Below are 22,759 nucleotides of genomic sequence, written 5' to 3' on the forward strand. Positions count from 1 at the left end.
TTATCTGGTTAAACAAAAAGGGAGACATCACAAGACATAAATCGTCTTGATGATATCTCCCAGGTTTTTATCCTTCCGTGTCGCTCCCGTTACAGGAACGGTTTACTCTCGGACCAGCCCGAGACAGAAGGCAATCGTTCGTGGCCTTATCTCGCGGAACCCTAGTAAACAATCGTATTCGTTTGTGTTATTAAACATAACACCGACTAATGAATGTGTCAATCGTTTCAAGCATTTTTTCCTTTTTTACTCAAAATACTTCCCACTCCATCAATGTTGTGTTATATTAACTTACATGCATCACGCATAGTTAACATTTCGACATCATGGTTCTCACTTTTCAAAGTGCAAGTAATGATATATGACATACATAGTTTTCTAGGGTTCCGTGAGGCGGCTTATGCTCAGCTGGTCCGAGAGAAAACGCACAGCGCACCTGTGTTCACGGAGGGACAAAAGCCCGGGAGGATATCTGGATTATTAGATATCTCCTTGGCTTTTTTGCATATCAGCCCCTGCTGTCCGACCACAGGAACCAACGTTAAAGGAGTGTCGCCATTATGACAACGCAAGTTACTCTAAAGAAGTCTTTAAGCCTGTATCAAGTCGTCTACATGGGGCTGGCCTGGATGACGCCAATGATCTATTTCTCCATCTACGGAATTGCGTACGAGAATGCCCATGGGATGCTGACGCAGGCCTACCTGCTGGCTTTCATCGCGATCTTCTTCACGGCCTACAGCTATGGTGTCATGTCCAAGGCTTATCCCACCTCAGGCTCCGCTTACACCTATACGAAAAAAAGCATCCACCCGTACCTCGGCTTCCTCGTCGGCTGGGCGCTGCTTCTGGACTACTTCTTCTCCCCGATCATCGCTTGTCTCACTTTCGGCATTTATCTGCACGCGCAGTTTCCGTCCGTCCCGGCTTATATTTGGATCGTCGGGCTTAACATCGTACTAGGTATCGTCAATATTATAGGGATCAAATTTTCCGCCAATATCAGCAAGCTGTTCGTATGGATTCAGATTCTGTTCATCGCGGTTTTCTGCTTGTTCCTTTTCCGCAATTTGACGGGCGATGAGCATCCAATGGGGCTTTTCCTGCAAAATGACGTCCCTTTCTCCACTATACTGGCCGGGGCTTCGATCATTTGTTTCTCCTTCCTGGGCTTCGATACGGTAACCACGATGGCGGAGGAAACGGTGAATTCGCAGAAAACGATCCCTCGCGCCATCATGATCATCATTATCACCGCGAGCATCCTTTACTTGGTGCCGTCCGTACTGACCCAGCTCATTTATCCGCACCTCACCTTCGTCCATGTGGATTCTGCCGGGTTCGAGATTGTCCAGCTGGTTGGCGGCGCCCTGCTTAGCACCGTTTTCATCACTGTGCTGATTCTCGCTATTTTCACTCAGGGGCTGTCGTCCGTAACGAGCGTCTCCCGCCTGCTGTATGTCATGGGCCGCGATTCCATTCTGCCGCAACGGGTGTTCGGCTTCCTGCACCCGAAGTTAAATACGCCTGTCATCAACATCGTGATTGTCTCCTGCGTTTCCTTGCTGGCGCTGGTCATCTCGCTCGACAATGCCGTGAAATTCGTCAACTTCGGAGCATTAACGGCTTTCTTCTTCGTCAACATCTCGGTCATCGCCCAAAAGTATATGAAGGAGCGCAGGCGGTCCGTGAAGATGACGTTCCTGTATCTCGCGCTTCCGCTCATTGGCGCCGGCTTCATCGGCTATCTGCTGTCGCTGCTAGATCGTGACGCCCTCTGGATGGGCGGGGTATGGCTCCTTATCGGCATCGTGTATCACCTCATTCGCAAAAAAGCCGGCTCCGCCGCACCGGCAGTATCCGGCAAACCGTTCCTGACGCCTACGAAGTAAAGAAAAACCGAGAGAACTCAGCAGCTTATTATGGAAACTGCTGGGATCGCTCGGTTTTCTTGTTTACTTGGCGTCTGCGGGGAACACAAGCCCGATCTGCTTTCTCGCCTCGTCCATGATCTGCAGAGCGATCGTAGAATTGCGGTGCGAATTCGTCTCCGACTCCAGCGATCCGCTCCGGATCAAGCGGCTGAACTCCTCCGCCTCGTAGCGCATGGTTCTTGCGCTTTGCTCGCGCGTCAGGTTGTCTACCGAGCCGTCACGGTAGCGGATTTCCACCTTCTCCGGCTGGTTGATTTTGTCGATGATCATCGTGGCGTGTTCGCCTTGGATTTCGGCCGGTGCATATGAGCTGGAGATCTTGGAATGCATAATGACGGCATCCATCTCTTTATAGCTAAGCAGCAGACTGCCCTCGCCGTCGACCCCGGATTCCAGCAGTACGCCGCTTGCCTGTACACGCTCCGGGCTGCCGAACAGCACGGCGAGCGGATATATGCAGTAAACGCCCAGATCCATTAAGGAGCCGTTGGAAAATACCGGATTGAACGCGTTCAGCACCGTCCCCTGCTTATAGGCATCGTAACGCGAAGAGTATTGGCAGTAGCTCGCGAAGTAACGGCGGATCGGGCCAAGCTTATGAAGATTGTCCTGGATAGCCCGGAAGTTCGGCATAAGCGTAGACTTCAGCGCCTCCATGAAGACGACCTTGTTGCTGCGCGCAGCCTCGATCATCGCGCTCAGCTCCGTCACGTTGGATGCGGCCGGCTTCTCGCACAGCACATGCTTGCCGTGATTCATGCAGTGAACCGCATACTGGGCATGCAGCGAGTTCGGGCTCGCGATATACACCGCGTCGAACGTATCGCTCTGCGCGAACTGGTTCAAATCTGTAAAACGGTGCGGGACAGCGAATTTATTGGCGAATTCCGCAGCCTTGTCCTCCGTCCGGGAGTACACGGCTGTCAGGTCGAATTCTCCCGTCTCGCGGGCAGCGTGAATGAATTCTTCGGTAATCCAGTTGGTTCCAATTACGGCAAAACGTATCATAGATGCCTCCATATTGTTTAATCTTCGAATGCTTCTACTATACCTGATTCAGATAGGAAAAAACACCTGTATGGGACTGTTGACCATTGTCAACAGTCCCATACAGGTGCTATCTGAAGTCCGGCGGAATTCGGCGGGAGACGCCTGTTAGTATGGCTGCCTCGATGACGGCATTGCGTACTTTGCTCACGACCTGCTCATTAAATATACTCGGTATGATGTATTGGTCATTAAGCTCGTTCTCGGACACGACCGAAGCGATCGCACGCGCCGCCGCCAGCTTCATCGGCTCATTGATGACGCGGGCGCGGCAGTCGAGCGCCCCCCTGAAAATACCGGGAAACACGAGCACGTTGTTGATTTGGTTCGGATAGTCGCTCCGCCCGGTAGCAAACACGCGGACATGCGGGAGCGCCTCCTTCGGATCGATCTCCGGCACCGGATTGGCCATCGCGAAGACGATGCTGTTCGGGGCCATTTTCTGCACATCGCTGCCGCTGAGGAGTCCGCCTCTCGACACCCCGATGAAGACGTCGGCCCCGCCGATGATGTCACGCAGCCCGCCTGGGGTGGCTTCGACCTGAGGCTGCTCGGCCAGCCACGTCCACATCGGATGGGAGTAGTCCCCTCCGCGAACGATCGCGCCGTCTCTGTCGACGGGGACAAGCCTTCTCACGCCGGCAGCCAGCAGCATTTTACAAATCGATACGCCTGCCGCTCCGATGCCGTTCACGACGATCCGGACCTGATCCATTCGCTTGCCCACTACTTTCAGCGCATTGAGCAAGCCCGCGATGACAACAACGGCTGTCCCATGTTGATCGTCGTGGAACACCGGAATATCCAGCTCTTCGGACAGCCTGGTTTCAATTTCAAAGCAGCGCGGAGAACTGATATCCTCCAAATTAATGCCGCCGAAGATCGGGCTCATCACTTTGATCGTGCGGATGAGCTCCTCCGTATCCTGCGTGTCCAAGCAGATCGGGAATGCGTCCACCCCCGCCAACTGTTTAAACAGCATCGCTTTCCCTTCCATCACCGGAGCGGCAGCGTGCGGCCCGATATCGCCGAGTCCGAGGACGGCGGTCCCGTCCGTGACGACGGCAACGGTATTCCTTTTGATCGTTAAGGAATACGCTTTCTGGGGATCTTCATGGATGGCCGTACACACACGTGCCACGCCTGGCGTATAGACAATGGACAATTCGTCCCGATTTTTGATTGGAAGCGTTGGTTGGATGGAGATTTTGCCGCCGAGATGAGCCAGGAAGGTTCGGTCCGATACGTTGACGAGCCGTATGCCGTCCAGCGCTTGAAGGGCCTCCACGACTTTGGACTCACCCGTATCCGCAACATGCACCGTTACATCGCGGACCGTCACTTCATGCCCCGGGCGAATAATATCGATGGAGGTAATATCTCCGCCAGCCGAGCTGATTGCCGAGGCTACTTGGCCGAAATCCACACGCCCCAGAGTCAATTCCAAACGCAAAATGATGCTGTTATAGGCCATATCCATATCCCCGCTTCTCTATTAATTTAAATGCCGATGACAAATGGAGAGGTTAGATCCCTTAATGCTTTGATCACGCTCATCGCCACGATGTATCCCGTTTTGGGATTTCCGGCGGAAGGCGTATTGCTGATTTGCAAACGGATTTGCCCGAATTTCCCCTTCGCCTCGATCTCATGCGTGTTATGGCTAATGTGAGGATCTACGAACACTTTCACTTTGGTGCGGTCAAATCCTACACCGGCCAGGCTGAGTGCAGCCGAAACGTTCACACTCTCGGGAAACAACAGGGCGGAATCTCTCGCTACCCCATCGAAAGCGCAGTAAGGTTCCGACAGCTCCGCCAAATTCACCTGCTGCTCGATGATCGTGCCTTTCCAGGCTTTCGGCGGTTTCCTTGTCACAAGCGTCACCTCGTCCATAGGGCCGACACTCCCTGCGGCGATTCGGTCGAGTCCTCCGATGGCGGCTGAGGGCACCAGCACTCTGCGTCCCGTTTCCCGCGCTTTGTTCATGATGTCGCGCTGCAGGGACTCGTCCGCCAACGCGCCGACACTGACGAGAATCAGGTCCGCTCCGCTCTCCAATACCTTCTCGCCGTACCGGACTACCGCTCCGTGACCGGCGCTTTCCACGACGACATCGAGATCTTGGGCGAAGAACACCTCTTCACTCGAAGTCATCACAGTCGCAAGGGAGCCTGCTTCCTGATATTTGGCCTCATCACGGACCAGAATCGATTTCAATTGAACGGCCCCGGCGTTCCCCTGCACAATCGCATGCGCCACATCCTGACCGATGGTTCCATAACCGATAATGCCAACTCGCAGCATACGTGTTCATTCCTCCTCTGAAGGTAGCAAGTTTCCCTCTTTGTTTCTCTATCATATCAAAAAAACTGTATTTGGTATACCATAAACCAAAAACTTGTGATATACTTACGCTATCAAAACATGGAGGGATGCCAAGTGCCATCAGTGACTTATCAAACGTCAGGGAAAACGATAGAAGTCGAGAAAGACGCGAATCTCTTAAGAACCTCGATCCGTTACGAAGGGTCTGTCCCTTACAAATGCGGTGGTGGCCTTTGCGGAACTTGCCGTGTGCAAATTGTGGACGGACACGAGAACTTGAGCAGAGTGATGAAAAAGGAAGTGGACCGGCTCGGCCAAGAGAAGCTGGATCAAGGCTTCCGTCTTGCGTGCCAGACGTTCGTGACCGGCGATGTGACCATATCCTGGGGCGAAGAGGATTTAAGCCGTCTCAACAAAATTGCTCAGCGTAGAATTAACGCGGCTCAGTAAGTGAGCTGTGCGATGCATTGGTGCGCAGCAAGAAGCAAGCAGTCCGAGTGGACTGCTTTTTTTGTATAGTCTTGCTGGACTCCAGCTCTCTAGTATGGGGATAAAAGGAAAAACTCCCGCTATTCTAGCGTCTAATTGACTTGTTGGGCAAATAACAGGAATTGCTCCAGTTAAAAAAGGAAGATAACGGCGTAACGCGCTACTTTTCGCGGTTTTAACAGGAGATTTTCCAGTTATCTCGCCCGTACGCGCATCATCTGCTTAAAATAAAGGGAGAAATTCCAGTAACGCTTATTCTAACGGACTGCAGCGCTGCTATTGGCCACTTTTGAAGCATTTCTTGGATGTAACGGACACAGTTACCGCTATTAGCCGATTCCAACCCCAAAAAAGAGCAAAACTTTAGAAATAACGTCTCCTCAGTCCGTTAGCCTCAATCCGTTTGGTAAACATCAACTATAACGGCCGCTGTGTCCGTTAGACGTTACTGTCCAGGGAATCCCCGGCCGTTCTCAAACTTGCGTAGCAATCGGTGTACCGCTGGTGCTTCAATTGGTTTAGCATTTGGTACATCGCCTGGTGCAGCAGCGCCATGCCCAAGCGGGAGCTCCTTGGATCGTCCCACACCCACACATTACTCCCACGAGGCACTACTTCCCATCACACTACTTCTCATCACTCTACTTCTCATCACACACCCTCACTTCACGCCACATAAAAAAAAGCACAGGCCCCAGAGCCTGCGCTTTTCCTTATGACAATTTAACGATCTTGCTGTCCTTATCGATATCCAGCTCATAGATTTCCTTCTCAATTTGAGCCGTGGATTCAAACTTCGGAAATACCTTGATCGGAATGCTGTTATCGGCGAACTTCTCGGAGACGCCCTGGATGATGATCCTGGCATCGTCGGCCACAATTTTGCATATTTCAAACAGCGTTTTCTTCTTCCCGAAGAAGTGATACTCGTAAGCGGCCACTAGCTCTAGATTCGGATTATTTGTAACCGTCCGGTAACGATCTGTTGTGGATACCAAAATATATTCGCTCATAGGAAACCCTCCGCTACTTGTTTTATATGTTCCACTTCACTTATATCCGACAATTAATTCGACTTCGACAGCAGCTCCGCCGGGTAAAGCGGCAACGCCGATGGCGGAACGGGCATGCAAACCTTTGTCTCCGAACACTTCAACTAACAAGTCCGAAGCCCCGTTCAATACATAGGGCAAATCCCCAAACGCAGGATCGGCATTAATGAAGCCTTCCAATTTGATGATGTTTGTGACACGGTTCAAGTCTCCCAAAGCGGACTTTAATGCGCTTAACTGGTTGATCATGCATAGCCTGGCCGCCTGGTAGCCCTCCTCTTTCGTGAGTTCCAGGCCTACCTTGCCCTTATACTGGAGAACGCCTCCCGCCTTAGGCGTCACTCCGCTCAAATAGACGAATGGCGGCAGCATCGTATAAGGCAAATAATTTCCACTCGGCTTCGGCGGCGTTCCCAACAGGATGTTCATTTCCTCCAGCTTGGCTTCAGCTTGTCCATGTGCGTGCACGTCGGTCATCCCCCATATGTACGGTTGATCTGACTGTCCCTATTCCCTCTTCCCTATTCCTGGCGAAGCTCAATGTCTTCCGAAATATATAGCTGGCAGGCCAAGCGGTATCCTTCCCCGATTTTCTCGCCCAGCATTTTATTTTCTTTCCAATTAGGCTCCTGGAGCTTATCGGCTCCGGCAACGACCTGCACCATGCATTTTGTGCACTTCCCCATTCCGCAGCCGTATTTCAGATGGGGGAACTTTTTAATTCCCGCTAAAACTACCAAGTTACTGTTCGCGTTCACTTCTTGCTGATAAACTTGGCCATTCTGGTGCAAAGTCACATTCGGCATGTCCCAACCTCCATACAGCCGCACGAAATAGGCAATGACGGCGATTATTCTCTTTCCAAGGCTTCCATATAGGCTTTCTTCGAGTTCTCGACGTGGATCTTCGTCAAGTTCTCGGCAAACTCCGCTTCTCCGCCCAGCACGGCTTTGATAATTTCCCGGTGTTCTTCCATCGCTTTGCGCTGGCGTCCGGGAAGCTCGTAGCCTACGTGAACGAATGCACGGATGTAATCGGACAAGCCGTCCAGCATTTGCGTCAATCTTGGACTCCGAGCAGCCCGGAAGATCACTTCATTCGCTTCAAAATGATATTTCCAGTCCGACGGCTCGAACGTCGGCTTGGCCACGGCATGATCGATCTCCGTTACGATCCGCCCCAGCTCTTCGCGGTGCACCGGCTCCAATTTCTTCACGGCCAGCTTCACCGCCAAGCTTTCAAGCGAGGACAGAATAGTGAAGATCTCGATAATTTCTTCCGGCGAAAGCTTGGAGACGACCACGCCCTTGCGCGGAAGCGTCTTGACGAAGCCCTGCGATTCAAGCCGGAACAATGCTTCCCGGATCGGCGTACGGCTGACGTTCAATTGATCGGCCAGCTCTCTCTCGATAATGCGGTCACCGGATTTATAAATCCCCTGAACAATGGCTTGCTTAATATATTGATACACTTTATCCCTGATCGGGCTTAATTCCTCATCTTTCCAAATGACTGGATTGTCCGGCATATGGTATACCTCCGCGTATGCGTTTTCTTACAGTGTAATCGATACGCGACAACCAATCAACCAAGTCTTCACACCGGATCAACCCAGTACGAGCGCTCCGTATACCAACCCTAATCCCACAACGGCCGCCGGGTGGATTTTCCACTTCTCCAAGGCCAGGAAGCTGACTGCCGCCAGCAAGGCCGTCTGCCAGATGCCCGCAGATTGATACGCGCTGGTGAAGAACTGCAGCGCCAATGTGGCGAGAAGCACGGCGACGATCGGACGGACAATCAGTGTCATGGCCGTCACTTGCGGAGCACCTTTGAAGAAGTCGATGAACTTGAACAACAGGACCATGGCTAGCGCCGTAGGCAGGATCGTGGCAATAAGTGCAACGATGGCTCCTGGAATACCGGCAACCTGATAGCCGATATATCCTGCAAGCTTGGTGGCGATCGGACTTGGCAGCGCATTGCCGAGAGCCAGCACATCGCCGAACTGCTCTATGGTCATCCAGCCATAATGGTCCACGACCTCCGCTTGCAGCAAAGGGATAATCGGCGGACCGCCGCCGTAGCCCAAGATGTTCGGGACGAAGAACGCCCAGAAAACTTCGAATAGCGTCATGCGGAAAAACCCCTGTCCGTTTCGCGCTCTTGCCTGCGCTTCTTTTTATTCGTGAGGTAGGTGGACTCTGTGAATGCGTAAGCAAGCGCGACGCCGATCAGTATGCCGGGATTCAGCTTCAGCAGTACAAGCGCGATGATGGAAATGAGCGTCCATGCCACCGTCTTGCTCTTCACCCAGCTCTGCCAGGCTTTCTTGAAGAAATCGTAGGCCATTACCGCCATCATGACGCCGATGACCGGCTGGATACCGTGCGTCATGCCGCCGACGATGCCGGAATCCTTCAATTTATAAATCAGTCCAAGCAGCAGAATCATGCCGACGAGCACGGGGATGACCATCGCCGTTATGGCGATGAACGAACCCAAGTAGCCTTTCACCTTGTAGCCGATATAGCCGGCCATCTTCGTGGCTATCGGTCCGGGCAGCGCATTGCCCATAGCCAGCACGTCGGTGAACTCATCGTCCGTCATCCATTGGTACTTCTGGACAGCTTCCGCATGAACCAAAGGGATCATCGTTGGCCCGCCGCCGTAGCCGAGCAGCCCGATCCGGAAAAAGCCGAGGAACAGATTCCAGTAAACCATCTTCCCTCTTTCCTCTCCATGTGCAGCTCCTTTATCCAAGGAACGAACGCGTTATTTTTTGATATCCGCCTGTGTCATGACTTCGTACTCGCCGCCCAGGTGCTGCTGCAGCGCTTGGAGCGCCGCCGTTCCGACAGCCGTATCCTGCTCCCCGTTGCCGCCGCTGACACCCACGCCGCCGATGACCTCGCCATTGACCACGATAGGGAATCCGCCCACGAAGATCGCGAATTTGCCGGGCAGCATCGCATGAATGCCGAAGGCTTCGCCCGTCGTCGAGGCCGGTCCGCCCGGCTGGTTGAACAGATGCGTAGAGCGCTTGTGACCGCTCGCTGTGAAAGCCTTAGACGTCGCGATCTCCGGACCGGTAATCCGCCCGCCGTTCATGCGCTCCAGCGCAATAACGTACCCGCCGTCATCCACGATGCAGATCGATTCCAACGCGTTCACGGCTGCAGCCGCTTTCTTGGCAGCTTCGATCATCACCTTTGCTTCTTCTAGCTCAAGCTTCAATACCGATTTCATGTATGCTCCTCCATTAGGCGTCTATGGTTTATATGCCGTGGTATACGGTTTTGATTTGCGTATAGAAATCCAACGCTGCGCGACCGGATTCACGGTACGTTGCCGTGCTGGACATTTTCATGCCGCCGAACGGCGCATTGTAGGCATTACCGGTCGTCGGACGGTTGATTTTCACCATGCCGGTTTCGATGTTTTGGATAAAATGCTGAATTTGGCCGGCCTCGGATGTGCAGATCGCAGCCGACAGACCGAACTCCACATCGTTCGCAACGTCCATCGCTTCTTGGAAGCTCGCCACGCGAATCACGGAAATGACCGGACCGAAGATCTCCTCCTGGGCAATCCGCATATCAGGCGCTACGCCTGTGAACACGGCAGGAGTCACATAATAGCCGTCCGCGTATTCGCCCTCGGTCAGCTGTTCGCCGCCAATGACGAGCTCCGCGCCTTCGGCTTGGCCGATTGCGACGTAATCCAGCACATTCCGCAGCTGGCTTTCATTCGCCAGCGGTCCGACCTCCACGCCTTTGGCGAGGCCGTTGCCAACCGTCAGCTGCCGAGTCTTCTCCACCAGCTTCCGAACGAACGCGTCATGCACGGCGTCCATGACGACAACCCGGCTCGTGCCCGTGCAGGCTTGGCCCGTCAGCTCGAAGCCGCCCTTCACGGCAAGCCCTGCGGCGTAATCCAGATCCGCGTCCTCCATGACGATCAGCGGATTCTTCCCGCCCAGCTCGAGCTGAACGCGCGTTGACAACCGCACTTGGCGGTTGATCTTCTCTCCTGCGCCCGTCGAACCTGTAAAGGTAACGGCTTTGACCGCAGGATGCGTGACCAGCGGGGTACCGGTCTTCGAGGCGGAGCCTGTGACGAAGTTGAGGACACCGGCCGGAAGTCCGGCTTGATGCAGCGCCTCCACCAGGCGGTAAGCGATCAGCGGTGTGTTCGATGCCGGCTTGAATACCACCGTGTTGCCTGTGACGAGTGCCGGCGCAATCTTGCGTACCGGAATCGAGATCGGGAAGTTCCACGGTGTGATGACCGAGATAACGCCGAGCGGTTCCTTGCGCGTGTATACGAACGTCGTAGCGTCGTCGGATGGGAGGGTTTCACCGGCAACGTTCAATCCTTCGGAGGCGTAGTATCGCAAGGTTTGTGCGGAACGTTTGACCTCCATCCGGGAGCTTGCGATGGTCTTCCCTTCCTCGCGGGTCAGCTCTTCCGCGTACTGCTCTAAGCCTGCCTCGAGCAAATCGGCCGCCCGATACAGAATCTCGGCTCTCTTCGTTGGAGGAACCTGACGCCACGCTGCGAAAGCTTGCTGAGCGGCTTCCATCGCCTGGATGACATCCGCTTCCGCCGATGCCTGAAACCGCCCCACAATGTCTTTGACATTAGCGGGGTTCACAGTTGTAAAGGTTTCACCGCTTGCCGCCTCTACCCATTCCCCGTTAATCAGATTTTTATAAGTTTGAACTGCCGTCTCCGTCGCTGTCATGCCATTCCCCTTTCCCCTGCAAGTTAGAAACAATTCCCGAGAATCGGACTTCCCGGGAACCGTGCAGACATCTTTTTTCTACGAACATGTATGGTATGAGGTATGAGGACTATTCCAGGCAAAACTCGCGTGAGATGGCAGCGATGTACATCCTGCGCATTTTCGTAGCTTCTTCGACGATCTGGATGCAGCGTTGTTGATCTTCCGCCGTTCTCGCATATTCGAGTACGATTTGGTAGCCGCGCTCGCCGTGAATCTCGTCGGATACGATATGTAGATCGAAGAATTCCACTTCTTCATCGGTGAAGCCGTAGTGATTGCGAAGTGTCGGCGTTTGTCTGCGATAGATGGCAGGCACTTGGGATTCCAGTCCCACAACCAGGGCAGCCGTTGCGAACAGAAAGTTCTCCTTGAACGCCATGCGGTAGCACCACGATTGCAAACCGATTGTTTCGGGAAGCAAATGATCCATCGATTCAATACGTTCGCGCGTCGTCCCGCAAGCTTCGCCGAAGCGGATTAACAGATCGGTATGACGGTCACCGCCAAGCTCTTCTTCCCACATATTCTGGAGGATGAAGTCTCTTGCATCTTCATGCGGACAGTTGGCATAGATGTAGGCCAGATACTCGGCGAAAGGACCTACATAGGCGTAATGCTGTTCCACCCATCTGGCAAAATGCTCTTTCTTCAGTTCGCCGTTCGCCCACATTGTTGTAAAAGGAGCTTTCGCGACGGCGTTACCTTCGATTGCTTGCTCGAGTGCATGGCGGAATTCCTCTTTGTTCATCAAACGGGATTCAGATGCTGTTGCTGTCATATAAAACTCTCCTCTCAAAATGTAAAGTGTTGTAGTAGATGAGCTTTTTGGTTATTTGGTATTTGGTATATGGTATACCAAAAATTTATCTTGGGTTTATTATGACTTAGTTTGGGCTAAACTGTCAACCCACTTTTTTTAGAATCAATAACAGCAGCATGGACAGTAGCAAATAGGCTATTGTAAACGGCGCATTCCAGTTAGATACTTTATACGCGCTCTTGCCGATCAGACTGGACATCATCCCTGCGGTAGCGTTATAAGGCCCCATTAAGAATGCGGTGGAGGCCCCTGTCAGCATGGCGATCGCCATTAACTGCACGGAAATGCCCAATGCCTGCGGATTCAAGGATTCCGCCGCCAGCGCGAGTCCTACCGCCGGATGCAGCCCGATAAAAGCCAGCGTGAGCGGAATCAGCGGGATGATAAGCAGAAACAGGTCGGATCCGAGAACATGCTGGACAGCCATAATGCCTTCATTGATGGCATGCGTGCTTCCGGTTGATTTCATAGCGAAAATCATAAAGCCGGCGCTCAGGAAGACGACGAACTGATCCTTCATTTTCAGCACGTGGGACGGCAGTAAGGTCCTGCTCTTGGCTAGAAACGCTTTCCCCTTCCCCAGCACGAGGGACCACACATAGGCGAACGGAATTACGATGATGGAGACGAGCAGCAGAAAGCTCATATGCGTCAAAGGCTCCAGCACAAAGACAAGCAGGTTCAGGGCGAGAACGGCGGCAACGATCTGCCCGGGATGATGCCCCTTCCTCTCATCGGAGCACTCTCCTTTATGCCCCCCCGCGTTTTCCCTGGCGGCCGATATTTCCTCGAGCGTGTTCAAGCTCAGCTTCTTCAGCCTGCGGCTGGCGACCCAGACCGCCATGAACCAATCCAAAGCAAGCCCAAGCAAGCTGAACGGAATGACAATGGGCAGAATAGAGCTCCAGCTTACGCCGGTCATCTCGACGATGATCCCTACGATCGGTGCGACAGGCGTCCACAATATCGGCATACTGTACCCGTGAGTGATGGCACGGCTAATGAACCGCTCCTTATGCATGATCGGATAATATTGCAAAGAGGGCTGTATGCTGTGGTATACCATGGGCAGCGTAGCCAAATTCATAAAGGAGCTCATCACGTACGACAATAAGGAGGTAATGCAATACAGCACGCCTGAATGCTTCACCTTGCTGTACAGCATCGATTGAATGCTAACCGCATACTGCCCCAGTTCAATCGGAAGAGCGATCATCGGGATTAATACGAATAAGCTTAAGACGCCCAGCATGCTGCCGAACCCAAGTATGTAACTCGTCCATGAAGCCCCATTGGCCGCAAGAAGGATAACGCCGACGCCTATGAACGCTGCCCCCAGGATGCGGACGAACGGCTTGACCGAACGGAACACCGTGAAGATAATGACCAGACTAAGCACGGATTGAGCCCAGGTAAGCCAGTCGGCGGGATAAATCTGCGAAATCAGATAGGTTGCGACAGCTGCAAGGGAAAGTGCTTGCTTCATAGGGTTATATCATGTCTCTGACAGCTTGCGTCAACCGATCCAGAGCCGTGTCAACAATCTCCTCTCCGATCTCCCGGCTTGCCTGGGTCGCATCGCCGATGCAGCCGTTACGGGTCATTTCTTCATAATAATAGAAGCCTTGAATCGGACTGCCGGGACGAAGCTTGCGCCATCTTCCCTCTTGAATATCCCCTTTCTCCAGCAATTCCGTCCGGACCAGATGCGGCGCCAAATACATCGCTTCGGATACCTCACGGTCGCAGCTGTGCCCATAGAGCTTGGATGTGATGCGTCGATCCATCACGTCTTTGGCGGAGGCGGTTGTTTTCGCGTAAAATAAAGAGACGCCCAGCTCCGCTGTAAGCGTATCCGCAGCGACGCCTAATGTCGCTTGGTTGCCGCCATGCGAGTTGATGACGAGAAATTTATCGATGCCTTGGCTTTTTAACGATTTGATCATATCGCGCAGAATGGCAATAACCGTTGACGGCTCCAACGAAATGGTCCCTGGGAAATGAAGATGGTGCGGCGAGACTCCCATATTAATCGTAGGCGTTACCAGAGCCTGCGGATACAGCTTGGCTGCCAGCCTCTTGCCCATTTCTTCGGCAAGGACGGCGTCGCAGCTTTCCACCATATGGGGTCCGTGCTGCTCATGAGCTCCAAGCGGAATGATAGCAATTTTGACGGTTTTGAGCGCTTCTTCTACCTCTGGCCATGTCATTTGTGTTAAAATATAGGCATTCAACATACTTCCACTCTCCTTCATGACTACCATTGTATATTGTATACCAAATTATATTTGGGTTTGGCCTGATTTATGATTTTTTCATTTGCGGAGATCCTCTAATATTTTACAGGTTTGCCGAGTATATTACTTACAGAAAGCGTGGTGATTAGACCTCATGATGCGCCATATTCATTACCTGGATAAGAAATCTGTCGCTTACTTGTCCGAAGCTTTAACGAACCATTATTATGCGACACCGAAATTCACGGAAATTGTCATTATCTGCGTCGGTACGAACCGTTATACGTGGGATTCGCTCGGCCCGATGGTCGGGACGCGGTTATCCGAACGATTCGAAGGCCATCGGCACGTTCACTTGTATGGAACGCTGGACCAGCCTGTGCACGCCCTTAATTTGCAAAAAACAATTGCCCATATTAGCAAAACGCACAAACAAGCTTACATGATTGCCGTCGATGCCGCCTTGGGCCAGTTCTATAAGATCGGAACGCTTCAGCTGGTGGAGGAGCCGCTGCAGCCCGGTATCTCGATGGACAAAGAACTTCCGCCGATCGGACACATTCATGTGAAAGGAATTATTAACAATCACAGCCTGCTCAACCATAAAGTCATGGAGCATACGAGTCTTACGTTCGTGAATGAGATGTCGGCCGTAATCAGCCGGATTCTCGTCAAATCGTGTCAAGACATCATCCCCGGGCTGCTGCCGGTTCCGGATGTTGCTAATGAAGCGCCTGACCATCTATCGTCTGCGACGTAAATGGCCGGGCGCTCTTCTTTATTATCACCAAATGATAACGGCAACGATCGTTGAAACACTTAGACCGATGATTACGGGCAGGAAATTTTTACGTGCGAGCTCGATCGCCGAGACGCCGGCGAAGCCGGCAACCGCCACGAGCGACGACCAGGCGATGAGCGTACCGCCGCCGGACCATACCGAGCCCATCTGACCGATCGCGGCCAGTGTGGACGGCTCCATCCCTACGGCAGGCGCCAATGCACCGGAGAGCGATCCAGTGAGCGGAAGTCCGGAGAAGCCCGATCCTTCCAAACCGGCGATGATGCCCATGATCAGCAAGCCGAACGAAGTCAGGATGCTGCTGGATGGAATCAAGTGCTGGACGGACATGACCAGATCATAGAGAATGGCGGGAGCTTTATCCCCTTCGCCCAGAGAAAGGATGCTCTTCGAGAAATCTTCATTCCCGAGGAAGAAGAAGCCTGCGATCGGAATGACCGGTCCCATCGCCTTGAACGCGAAGACGAAGCCTTCCGTCAAATGCTCGCTGATCTTATCCAGTGCTTGCACCTTGGAGAATAGGGTGCAGGACAGGATTAACAAGATGACGGCTACACCGCCGATAAACGCCGCACCGTCACCGCCTTCGAAGCCGCTCATGCCTTCATGGCCCATCTTGCTCATGATCATGACAACCATAACGGCAAGCATGGAAAGCGGCACGAGGACCGCGAATATTTTGGACCATCGCACGACCGCAGGACTGAGCGTCTCCACCGTTGCCGCCGCTTCAGGAAACTCGGCAGCCGTCTGTACGCTGCGGAGAGCTTGTACGTTATTCCGCGCCTCCGGCGAGATCTGCTCAGGCTTGCGGATCGCCTTCCTGTTCATCAGGTAAGCGCCAACAAGCGATACTCCGCCTGTGATCAGCGACAGGACCATCGCTTTGTCGGCTACCGCGGCGGTATCGACGCCAGCGCCTTTGGCGCTAAGCATCGGCGCGACCTGCATGACATAGTCCGAGGACAACGCCATCCCCTGCCCGGCTATAGCAATCGCCATCCCCGCCCCCATGGCCGGCAAGCCCGCCCGGATGGCCGCCGGAATGAGCAGCGCTCCGATTAGCGGAACCGCAGGCGTCGGCCAGAAGAACAGAGAAATCACATATGTAACGACTGCCAGAACAATGTAAGCGATGTGACCGTTGACCATTAACTTCTGAATAGGTTGAATCATGCGCTTGTCTGCTCCGATATCCCTGAGGGAAGAAAGCAGAGCAACCATAAACGTAATAATCAAGAAAATCGTGAATAACTCTTTGGCAGCAGTGAGATTGGCATTGTACACCGCTTTGAATCCGCTGATCACATCCCCCTTGTAAATCCATCCGATTAAGAAGGTACCGATTAATGTGGGAATGACGACTCCTCGTTTCAAAAGCATAACGACGATAACACTTAATGTCACTAAAGCATACATTACATGTGATAAGGTAATCATCCGCATCCCCCATTTTCAACATTTTTGACCCTCGATGAAAATTATACCCTATTTTCTGCCTTGTGAATAGATATTCGGTACATTGTATACAAAAATATTCTAAAAATAGGCCCTGAAAAGATGTATCTGGCGGATGATGCGTGATAAAACATGACACAGTATTAAGCGCTGCTAACAAAAGCTTCAATTTTGCCGATTTTCATGTTGAATGCCTGCTGTCCGTTATGAGCTTATGTCCTTCTCACCTCAACATATTCAGATTAGCTCACATTCCTGATAGAAACTGTAAGCGATTTCAGTGTTATTTTAACAGATTTCATTTGCGAGTGGAAGGATAAATATGTATTTGGTATACAGGATTTTATCCTTCTTCCTGCTCATCGTCTTCCCTATCGTCAAACAGATACCGAAGCATGCTCTTCCTGTTCTCCAGGAATCTTCTTGTAACCTGATAATGGTCCGTATCCTCATAGGCCATCGGCGAGATCGTGTCGTTGTCAAAACTCAAAATCTCGGCATCCGGGTAACCCATGAGGATCGGCGAATGAGTGGCAATAATAAACTGCGAGTAGCCTGACAAATCTTTAATAATCCGCAGCAAGGAGAGCTGTCTGGAAGGCGACAGCGCGGCCTCGGGTTCGTCCAGTAAATAAATCCCCTTCTCTTGGAAGCGGTGTTTAAACAGATTCAGGAACGACTCGCCATGAGATTGGCTGTGCAGCGAACGGCCACCGTAGGCATCGTACCGTCCGATTTGATCGATGTGCGTCGCAAACTCAAAGAACGATTCCGCTCTCAAGAAGAAACCGCTGGTTACCTTGGGCAGCCACGATAGCCGAATGTAATTCCCCATTGCCGCTTCTGATGATTCGACGAAATAAGCATTGTTTCTTCCCCCGCCTGCCGTATGGAACCCGCATTGATAGGCGATGGCCTCTAGCAGCGTCGATTTGCCCGACCCATTCTCCCCTACGAAGAAAGTTACGCTGCTCCGGAGCTCCAAGGATTCCAACTTCTGCACGAGCGGCAGCGAGAACGGATATGACCGATGATTGGGCATGTCCTTCTTCAGCATGGTTACCTTCCTAAGATACATTTGCCGATCCCCTTCACAAACTTGATATACCTACATTATAAAGTCCCATTATATAAAAAGGAAAATTTATAAATACGCTGGCACGAGCAGCGTCAGGGCAATCGCTTGACATGAAACCAAAAGGTTTCGTATAATTTGTTATGCAACCATTTGGTTTCACAATTGGCAAGAACATTCATTGGAGGTCATCTCAATTATGGGAAATCAGACAAACACATTGCCGGATATTCGGCAAACTCTTGTATTCAATGCGCCGATTCAGAAAGTATGGAATGCCGTCGCTACATCCGAAGGCATCGCGGCATGGTTCATGCCGAACAACTTCAAGCCGGAAACCGGCTACGAGTTTCATCTGGAAGCCGGTCCTTTCGGCAAATCCCCGTGTACAGTGACGGACATCACGCCTCCGAACCGCCTTTCCTTCTCCTGGGGCAAGGATTGGTCGCTGACGTTCGAATTGAAGGATCTCGATGGCCGGACGGAATTCACTCTCATCCACTCCGGCTGGGATATCGATAAGGTGACGGAATTCGGCCAACCGCACACGGCTGTTCGCGAGACGATGTCTAACGGCTGGGCAGGCATCGTGAAGAAGCTGAGCGCTTACGTAGAGGCCTAACATGCCTATTCCATCGCAGAAACATGACGTGTTTCAAGCGATTGCCGATCCGACGCGGCGTCAGGTGTTGAAGATGCTGCGTGAACAGGAGCTTCCCGTTACCGTGATTTCCGGCCATTTCCCCATGAGCCGCACCGCGGTGTCCAAGCATCTGCGCATCCTGGCCGACGCGGGTTTGGTGAAGGAGCGGAAGGTCGGACGCGAGACTCGCTACAGGCTGGAGGCCGAGCCCTTGCTGGAGCTGAAGCGTTGGCTTTCCTATTATGAGCGTTATTGGGAAAACAAATTAAACGCATTGAAAAGATTCGTGGAGTCCGACGACGAGAATGGCGGGAATGCGTTCTCCCCGCTGGAGTTAGTTGATCCTGCGAAACAGGATTCATGAGAACCTGGCCTTATGGGGCCAGGTTTTCTTGTTGTAAGCAAATGACTTCGTATACCCACCTTTGCGTACTTGCCGTGAGAAACGGAGATAATAGGATGAAGCGATCCAAGGGGTATGACCTCTTACAAAAAGTAAATTACTTACTTGACCCACACCCCATAATAGCTTACTATTAGTTACATAAAGTAACTAAGTTATTAAATGTAACTAAAAAGGAGCGAATTCGAATGATTTCACCGATTTTCATAGGTCATGGCTCCCCCATGATGGCTATTCAGCATACAGCATGCACCGAGTTCCTATCCGAGTATGGCCGCAGCGTTTCCCCCAAAGCTATCGTTATCTTCACAGCCCATTGGGAGACCGAAGTTCTAACCATTTCTTCTACCGATGATGAGTATGAGACCATCTATGATTTCGGCGGGTTCCCGAAGGAGCTGTTCCAGATTAAATATGGGGCCAAAGGCAGCAAAGCGATCGCCGGCCAGCTTGCCGAACGGTTCCAAGCGAGCGGCATACAGGTGAATCTGGATACCCAGCGGGGACTGGACCACGGCTCCTGGGTACCGCTGCTGCGCATGTTCCCTACACCCGTCTGCCCGGTCATTCAAGTGTCGGTCCATCCTTACCTCCCTCCTGCAGAGCAGTACCGCATCGGAGAAGCGCTGCGCGGCCTCGATCAGGAGGACATTCTGATCGTCGGAAGCGGCGCGACCGTTCACAACCTGCGTGCGCTCAACTGGGAAGCGGCGGAACCGGACGCCTGGGCGGTCGCTTTCGACGATTGGCTCGTGAACAACATGCAGGAGCGAAACCTGGAGGCCTTATTCAACTACGCCGCGGAAGCTCCCCATGCACGCCTCGCCGTGCCGAGGCCCGAGCATTTCATTCCGCTCTATATCGCGATGGGCAGCGGTGACCCGGCTCGCAAGCCGCAAGTTATTCACCGCAGCTATGAGCTCGGGTCGCTTAGTTATTTGGCTGTGTCGTTCTAACTATTTTGACAAAAAGAGACCCACAGCAACGGGCTGCGGGTCTTAAGGTATATATATATTAAAAGGGGGTCGAATTTCATTATAGGCCCCGAACCTTAAATGAAGCTGAAAACAAGATTGCATTTTGATTACAAAAGATGGATATTTGTTTACAAGCTGTTATTTAGGCTTCACTGGAATGTAGATGTCCATCTGCACGAGCTCATGCAGGGCAGTGTGGCAGCGCTCATCGTACAACTCAAATTCTACGCCTCCTGCATGTTCCATCCCCGAATGAGGGAACCATTCCTCGAAAATCGATTTCCACGTGCTCTGAATAGACGCCGAAAACTGCTCCGCCGGCACCTTCGGCGTTGTGAACACCGCATAATGAGCCTCCGGAAACTCACGGCAGACCAAATCCTCCGCCACATTCTCGAAGCTTGTCGCTTCCATTCCGATGATATAGGTCAGTTCACCGGTCTCCATATTGAAATCCGTGCAAATCCCCAGCTCCACCGGTGAATCCTCATGAACGCGATTGCCGATACGGCTTCCTTTGTTCTCCTGCAGATATGTCGTCCAGAATGCGGGGATATCGCGGTGATTTTGCCCCTCCTTGCAGGTCGTTCTCAATTCGTACCCAATGAGCTTGAAAGCCGGCTTCGTGACTAATTGATATTCCATGCGTATGCCTCCTAAATAGGGATTAAATTTCTTCCCCAGCACATTCACCTTGGCGTAGAGCGGTGTCGCAATGCCTTGTTTCCGATAGGCGAGCGGCGTACGCTCGAACACCTTCTTGAATGCCCGGGTGAAATTCTCGTGGGACTGGAACCCGTGGTCGAAGGCGATATCGATCAGTTTCTGATCCGAATGCGCGATTTGGTAGGCTGCTCTGGCGAGCCGTCTTTTGCGGACATAGTCCATCACCGCTTCTCCCACCATCGATTGGAACACTCTATGGAAATGAAATTCAGAGAAACATGCCACCCGAGCAAGCACCTCCACAGACAACGGCCCGGCAAGGTGCTCCTCGATATAGTCCAATGTTTTCTGGATCTGCCCATAATAGTCCGCGCTCATCGTTCGCACCTCCCACGTCCCCCCACTTACTCAAGTGTACGCATCACCGTCTGCCGATTCTTGATGTTTCTTGCTAAAAGCCATGCCGCAGCTCTACTTCCAGCTGCCCTTGGAAGCGACGGCGTACGTCTTGTACTGATTCTTGCCCTTGATCTCAAGGCAATTGATTTGGAGGCCGTAGGCGCAGCCGCCGTCGATGCCGATCTTATCGCGGTCGAACCAGACGTCCGCCTTGCCGTGAATATCTTTGGCCGGGGTGTGACCGAAGACAACCGTCTTCTTCACTACTGTGCGCTGTTGGACAAAAGGCGCCCGTATCCATAGGAAATCCCGCTCCGGCTGGGTTTTCCAATCGACGTAGGCCGGATTCAATCCGGCATGCACATATATGTGACCCTCGTCCTCGTGGTAGAGCGGGAGGCTGTTCAAGAACGATACATGATCGCTGCATGCCGACTTGATGTGCTCTTTGGACTGCTTCAAATCCAGATTCTCCCCGCTGCAGAAGCTTTTGAACGTTTGAATGCCGCCATGCTCAAAAAACTTCATCTCCGTCAAAGCATCTACCTCGCCCAGCACATCGACGAACCGTTGGTCGTGGTTACCTTTGAGCGCAATCGCTCCTTTGTCCCGCACCAGCCCCATGACATATTCGACCGTTTCCCGGCTGTTCGGCCCCCGGTCTACATAATCGCCCAGCAGAACGAGCTGGTCTTCGTGTTCATTGAACTCGACTTTCTCGAGCAATTGCTTGAATTCATCGACGCAGCCATGTATATCGCTAATCACTAAAGTTCTCTTCATCTACGATCCCCCTGATGTCAGGCTTTACACCTTATGGACTCTACTCTATGATTCTATTGTAGCATAGGGATTCCCTGTCTGAGTCGAAGAAGTCGCAGGAAGATACCAAAAGCGCAGCAAAAAAGCTGCCCTTCTGAGGCAGCCGCGCATACTCAACCTATTGCTTCATTAACTTCCGAACCTCTTCCACGGGGACCTCAATGGTCTCGGCAATCTCCTCCGGAGAGAATCCTTTATGAAGGAATTTCCGAATGATTTCTTCTTTCCCTTGCACAATTCCCCGTTCGATCCCCTTCTCGATTCCTTTTTCGATTCCCTTCTCTATTCCCTTTTCTATCCCATCTTCCATGCCTTCCTCATATCCCCAACGTTTCCATGCAGGCATCAATTCCATAATGGCTTCTCCCTCCTCTGGATACTGCTCGCGAAGTAATGCTAATATCGTTTCTTCCTCTTCTTCTTTATTGGGCTTGAAATATAAATCCGCCACTGACATAATGAGCGCCAACCGGGCACTATCCAATTTATTTTGTAATCTTAGCAGCATCCTCAACGGGTTTCCAGCAGCAAGTCAAGGTTTCGTGACTCCTCACCGACAATATCAACCAGAAGCTCCTGCATAAGAAATCTGGTTTGACTATGATCAAGCAGCAAATCCAGGTGGGGAAAAAACAATTCGATAAATTCCTTGAAGAAGGTTTGCAATAACTTTTTGAATGCCTCATCATGAGGCACAGCCTCTTTATTCCCTACTTTCATCCTATTATTTTCGTTCGCCAAATTACCCTCCTATTTCTAGATTTGATATATTCTACTATAATATAGCATAAAAGGACGCCCTCACGGGCGTCCTTCTT

General features: G+C 52.1%; 27 protein-coding genes and 2 riboswitches. Of the genes, 6 read left to right on the forward strand and 21 right to left on the reverse strand.

The features are described from left to right. Positions 1-54 precede the first annotated feature (54 nt). Positions 55-176: riboswitch (guanidine-I (ykkC/yxkD leader) on the reverse strand. A gap of 191 nt (positions 177-367) precedes the next feature. After that, positions 368-469: riboswitch (guanidine-I (ykkC/yxkD leader) on the forward strand. A 91-nt stretch (positions 470-560) separates the two neighbouring features. Continuing rightward, the gene (locus tag J2X61_RS14390; RefSeq protein WP_274467287.1) at positions 561-1,892 is read left to right on the forward strand and encodes an APC family permease; all 1,332 of its coding nucleotides are present in this window, start codon (positions 561-563) and stop codon (positions 1,890-1,892) included. Positions 1,893-1,955: 63 nt separating this feature from the next. Here J2X61_RS14390 and J2X61_RS14395 read toward each other — a convergent pair whose 3' ends face one another. From J2X61_RS14395 to nadX, 3 genes are all read right to left on the reverse strand, one after another. Beyond that, complete coding sequence (locus J2X61_RS14395; protein ID WP_274467288.1) at positions 1,956-2,942, reverse strand: Gfo/Idh/MocA family protein; 987 nt, start codon at positions 2,940-2,942, stop codon at positions 1,956-1,958. A gap of 109 nt (positions 2,943-3,051) precedes the next feature. Then, positions 3,052-4,455 carry an NAD-dependent malic enzyme gene (locus J2X61_RS14400; protein WP_310188681.1) on the reverse strand — a complete coding sequence of 468 codons (1,404 nt, stop codon included), beginning with the start codon at positions 4,453-4,455 and terminating at the stop codon, positions 3,052-3,054. A gap of 26 nt (positions 4,456-4,481) precedes the next feature. Continuing rightward, positions 4,482-5,288 (reverse strand): aspartate dehydrogenase, encoded by an 807-nt coding sequence (gene nadX / locus J2X61_RS14405; RefSeq protein WP_310188532.1) that lies wholly within the window; start codon positions 5,286-5,288, stop codon positions 4,482-4,484. A gap of 135 nt (positions 5,289-5,423) precedes the next feature. On the opposite strand from nadX, the gene J2X61_RS14410 reads away from it, so the two are divergent. Next, positions 5,424-5,759: a 2Fe-2S iron-sulfur cluster-binding protein gene (locus J2X61_RS14410; RefSeq protein ID WP_274467290.1), complete on the forward strand. Its 336-nt coding sequence runs from the start codon at positions 5,424-5,426 to the stop codon at positions 5,757-5,759. A 477-nt stretch (positions 5,760-6,236) separates the two neighbouring features. On the opposite strand, the gene J2X61_RS14415 is transcribed toward J2X61_RS14410, so the two are convergent. The 12 genes from J2X61_RS14415 to J2X61_RS14470 all read right to left on the reverse strand — a co-directional run bounded on the left by J2X61_RS14415 (position 6,237) and on the right by J2X61_RS14470 (position 14,696). Continuing rightward, positions 6,237-6,386, reverse strand: coding sequence for a hypothetical protein (locus J2X61_RS14415; RefSeq protein ID WP_274467292.1), 150 nt, complete (start codon positions 6,384-6,386; stop codon positions 6,237-6,239). Between the two features lie 125 nt (positions 6,387-6,511). Further along, a complete protein-coding gene (locus J2X61_RS14420; RefSeq protein WP_310188536.1) occupies positions 6,512-6,811 on the reverse strand; it encodes a hypothetical protein in 300 nt (99 codons plus the stop codon). A gap of 36 nt (positions 6,812-6,847) precedes the next feature. Then, on the reverse strand, positions 6,848-7,327 hold the full coding sequence (locus J2X61_RS14425; RefSeq protein ID WP_310188540.1) for a RidA family protein: 480 nt from the start codon (positions 7,325-7,327) through the stop codon (positions 6,848-6,850). A gap of 44 nt (positions 7,328-7,371) precedes the next feature. Then, positions 7,372-7,656 (reverse strand): 2Fe-2S iron-sulfur cluster-binding protein, encoded by a 285-nt coding sequence (locus J2X61_RS14430; RefSeq protein ID WP_274467296.1) that lies wholly within the window; start codon positions 7,654-7,656, stop codon positions 7,372-7,374. Positions 7,657-7,700: 44 nt separating this feature from the next. Next, on the reverse strand, positions 7,701-8,378 hold the full coding sequence (locus J2X61_RS14435) for a GntR family transcriptional regulator (protein ID WP_310188544.1): 678 nt from the start codon (positions 8,376-8,378) through the stop codon (positions 7,701-7,703). A 78-nt stretch (positions 8,379-8,456) separates the two neighbouring features. After that, a complete protein-coding gene (locus J2X61_RS14440) occupies positions 8,457-8,987 on the reverse strand; it encodes a chromate transporter (protein ID WP_274467299.1) in 531 nt (176 codons plus the stop codon). Continuing rightward, positions 8,984-9,574, reverse strand: coding sequence for a chromate transporter (locus tag J2X61_RS14445; protein ID WP_274467300.1), 591 nt, complete (start codon positions 9,572-9,574; stop codon positions 8,984-8,986). Before J2X61_RS14445 ends, J2X61_RS14440 begins: the two co-directional genes overlap by 4 nt. Positions 9,575-9,625: 51 nt before the next feature. Further along, positions 9,626-10,099 carry a GlcG/HbpS family heme-binding protein gene (locus tag J2X61_RS14450; protein WP_274467302.1) on the reverse strand — a complete coding sequence of 158 codons (474 nt, stop codon included), beginning with the start codon at positions 10,097-10,099 and terminating at the stop codon, positions 9,626-9,628. Positions 10,100-10,127: 28 nt separating this feature from the next. After that, entirely contained in the window at positions 10,128-11,597 is a 1,470-nt protein-coding gene (locus tag J2X61_RS14455; RefSeq protein ID WP_310188548.1) for an aldehyde dehydrogenase family protein, read from the reverse strand. Between the two features lie 109 nt (positions 11,598-11,706). Then, positions 11,707-12,417 carry an iron-containing redox enzyme family protein gene (locus J2X61_RS14460; RefSeq protein ID WP_274467304.1) on the reverse strand — a complete coding sequence of 237 codons (711 nt, stop codon included), beginning with the start codon at positions 12,415-12,417 and terminating at the stop codon, positions 11,707-11,709. Between the two features lie 124 nt (positions 12,418-12,541). Beyond that, on the reverse strand, positions 12,542-13,945 hold the full coding sequence (locus J2X61_RS14465; protein WP_310188550.1) for a hypothetical protein: 1,404 nt from the start codon (positions 13,943-13,945) through the stop codon (positions 12,542-12,544). A 4-nt stretch (positions 13,946-13,949) separates the two neighbouring features. Then, positions 13,950-14,696, reverse strand: a complete 747-nt coding sequence (locus J2X61_RS14470; RefSeq protein WP_310188551.1) for a creatininase family protein — start codon at positions 14,694-14,696, stop codon at positions 13,950-13,952. A 154-nt stretch (positions 14,697-14,850) separates the two neighbouring features. On the opposite strand from J2X61_RS14470, the gene yyaC reads away from it, so the two are divergent. Further along, complete coding sequence (gene yyaC / locus J2X61_RS14475; protein WP_274467308.1) at positions 14,851-15,456, forward strand: spore protease YyaC; 606 nt, start codon at positions 14,851-14,853, stop codon at positions 15,454-15,456. A gap of 24 nt (positions 15,457-15,480) precedes the next feature. On the opposite strand, the gene J2X61_RS14480 is transcribed toward yyaC, so the two are convergent. Together J2X61_RS14480 and J2X61_RS14485 are read right to left on the reverse strand one after the other, a co-directional pair. Then, the gene (locus tag J2X61_RS14480; protein ID WP_274467310.1) at positions 15,481-16,944 is read right to left on the reverse strand and encodes a hypothetical protein; all 1,464 of its coding nucleotides are present in this window, start codon (positions 16,942-16,944) and stop codon (positions 15,481-15,483) included. Positions 16,945-17,299: 355 nt separating this feature from the next. Beyond that, positions 17,300-18,034 carry an AAA family ATPase gene (locus J2X61_RS14485; protein WP_310188553.1) on the reverse strand — a complete coding sequence of 245 codons (735 nt, stop codon included), beginning with the start codon at positions 18,032-18,034 and terminating at the stop codon, positions 17,300-17,302. A gap of 196 nt (positions 18,035-18,230) precedes the next feature. On the opposite strand from J2X61_RS14485, the gene J2X61_RS14490 reads away from it, so the two are divergent. The 3 genes from J2X61_RS14490 to J2X61_RS14500 all read left to right on the forward strand — a co-directional run bounded on the left by J2X61_RS14490 (position 18,231) and on the right by J2X61_RS14500 (position 20,033). Then, positions 18,231-18,653, forward strand: coding sequence for an SRPBCC family protein (locus J2X61_RS14490; protein ID WP_310188556.1), 423 nt, complete (start codon positions 18,231-18,233; stop codon positions 18,651-18,653). Position 18,654: 1 nt separating this feature from the next. Continuing rightward, on the forward strand, positions 18,655-19,038 hold the full coding sequence (locus J2X61_RS14495) for an ArsR/SmtB family transcription factor (protein WP_310188560.1): 384 nt from the start codon (positions 18,655-18,657) through the stop codon (positions 19,036-19,038). A gap of 227 nt (positions 19,039-19,265) precedes the next feature. Beyond that, positions 19,266-20,033: a DODA-type extradiol aromatic ring-opening family dioxygenase gene (locus J2X61_RS14500; protein WP_274467315.1), complete on the forward strand. Its 768-nt coding sequence runs from the start codon at positions 19,266-19,268 to the stop codon at positions 20,031-20,033. 159 nt (positions 20,034-20,192) lie between these two features. Here the strand turns inward: J2X61_RS14500 and J2X61_RS14505 are convergent, their stop codons facing one another. The 4 genes from J2X61_RS14505 to J2X61_RS14520 all read right to left on the reverse strand — a co-directional run bounded on the left by J2X61_RS14505 (position 20,193) and on the right by J2X61_RS14520 (position 22,682). Further along, positions 20,193-21,098, reverse strand: a complete 906-nt coding sequence (locus J2X61_RS14505; protein ID WP_310188561.1) for an effector binding domain-containing protein — start codon at positions 21,096-21,098, stop codon at positions 20,193-20,195. 93 nt (positions 21,099-21,191) lie between these two features. Further along, the gene (locus J2X61_RS14510; RefSeq protein ID WP_274467317.1) at positions 21,192-21,902 is read right to left on the reverse strand and encodes a metallophosphoesterase family protein; all 711 of its coding nucleotides are present in this window, start codon (positions 21,900-21,902) and stop codon (positions 21,192-21,194) included. A gap of 157 nt (positions 21,903-22,059) precedes the next feature. Beyond that, the gene (locus J2X61_RS14515) at positions 22,060-22,425 is read right to left on the reverse strand and encodes an RpnC/YadD family protein (RefSeq protein WP_310188565.1); all 366 of its coding nucleotides are present in this window, start codon (positions 22,423-22,425) and stop codon (positions 22,060-22,062) included. Positions 22,426-22,451: 26 nt separating this feature from the next. Beyond that, positions 22,452-22,682, reverse strand: coding sequence for a hypothetical protein (locus J2X61_RS14520; protein WP_310188568.1), 231 nt, complete (start codon positions 22,680-22,682; stop codon positions 22,452-22,454). Positions 22,683-22,759: the final 77 nt, after the last annotated feature.

The sequence above is a fragment of the Bacillus sp. 3255 genome (assembly GCF_031456485.1).
In the GTDB taxonomy this organism is placed as follows: Bacteria; Bacillota; Bacilli; order Paenibacillales; family NBRC-103111; genus Paenibacillus_E.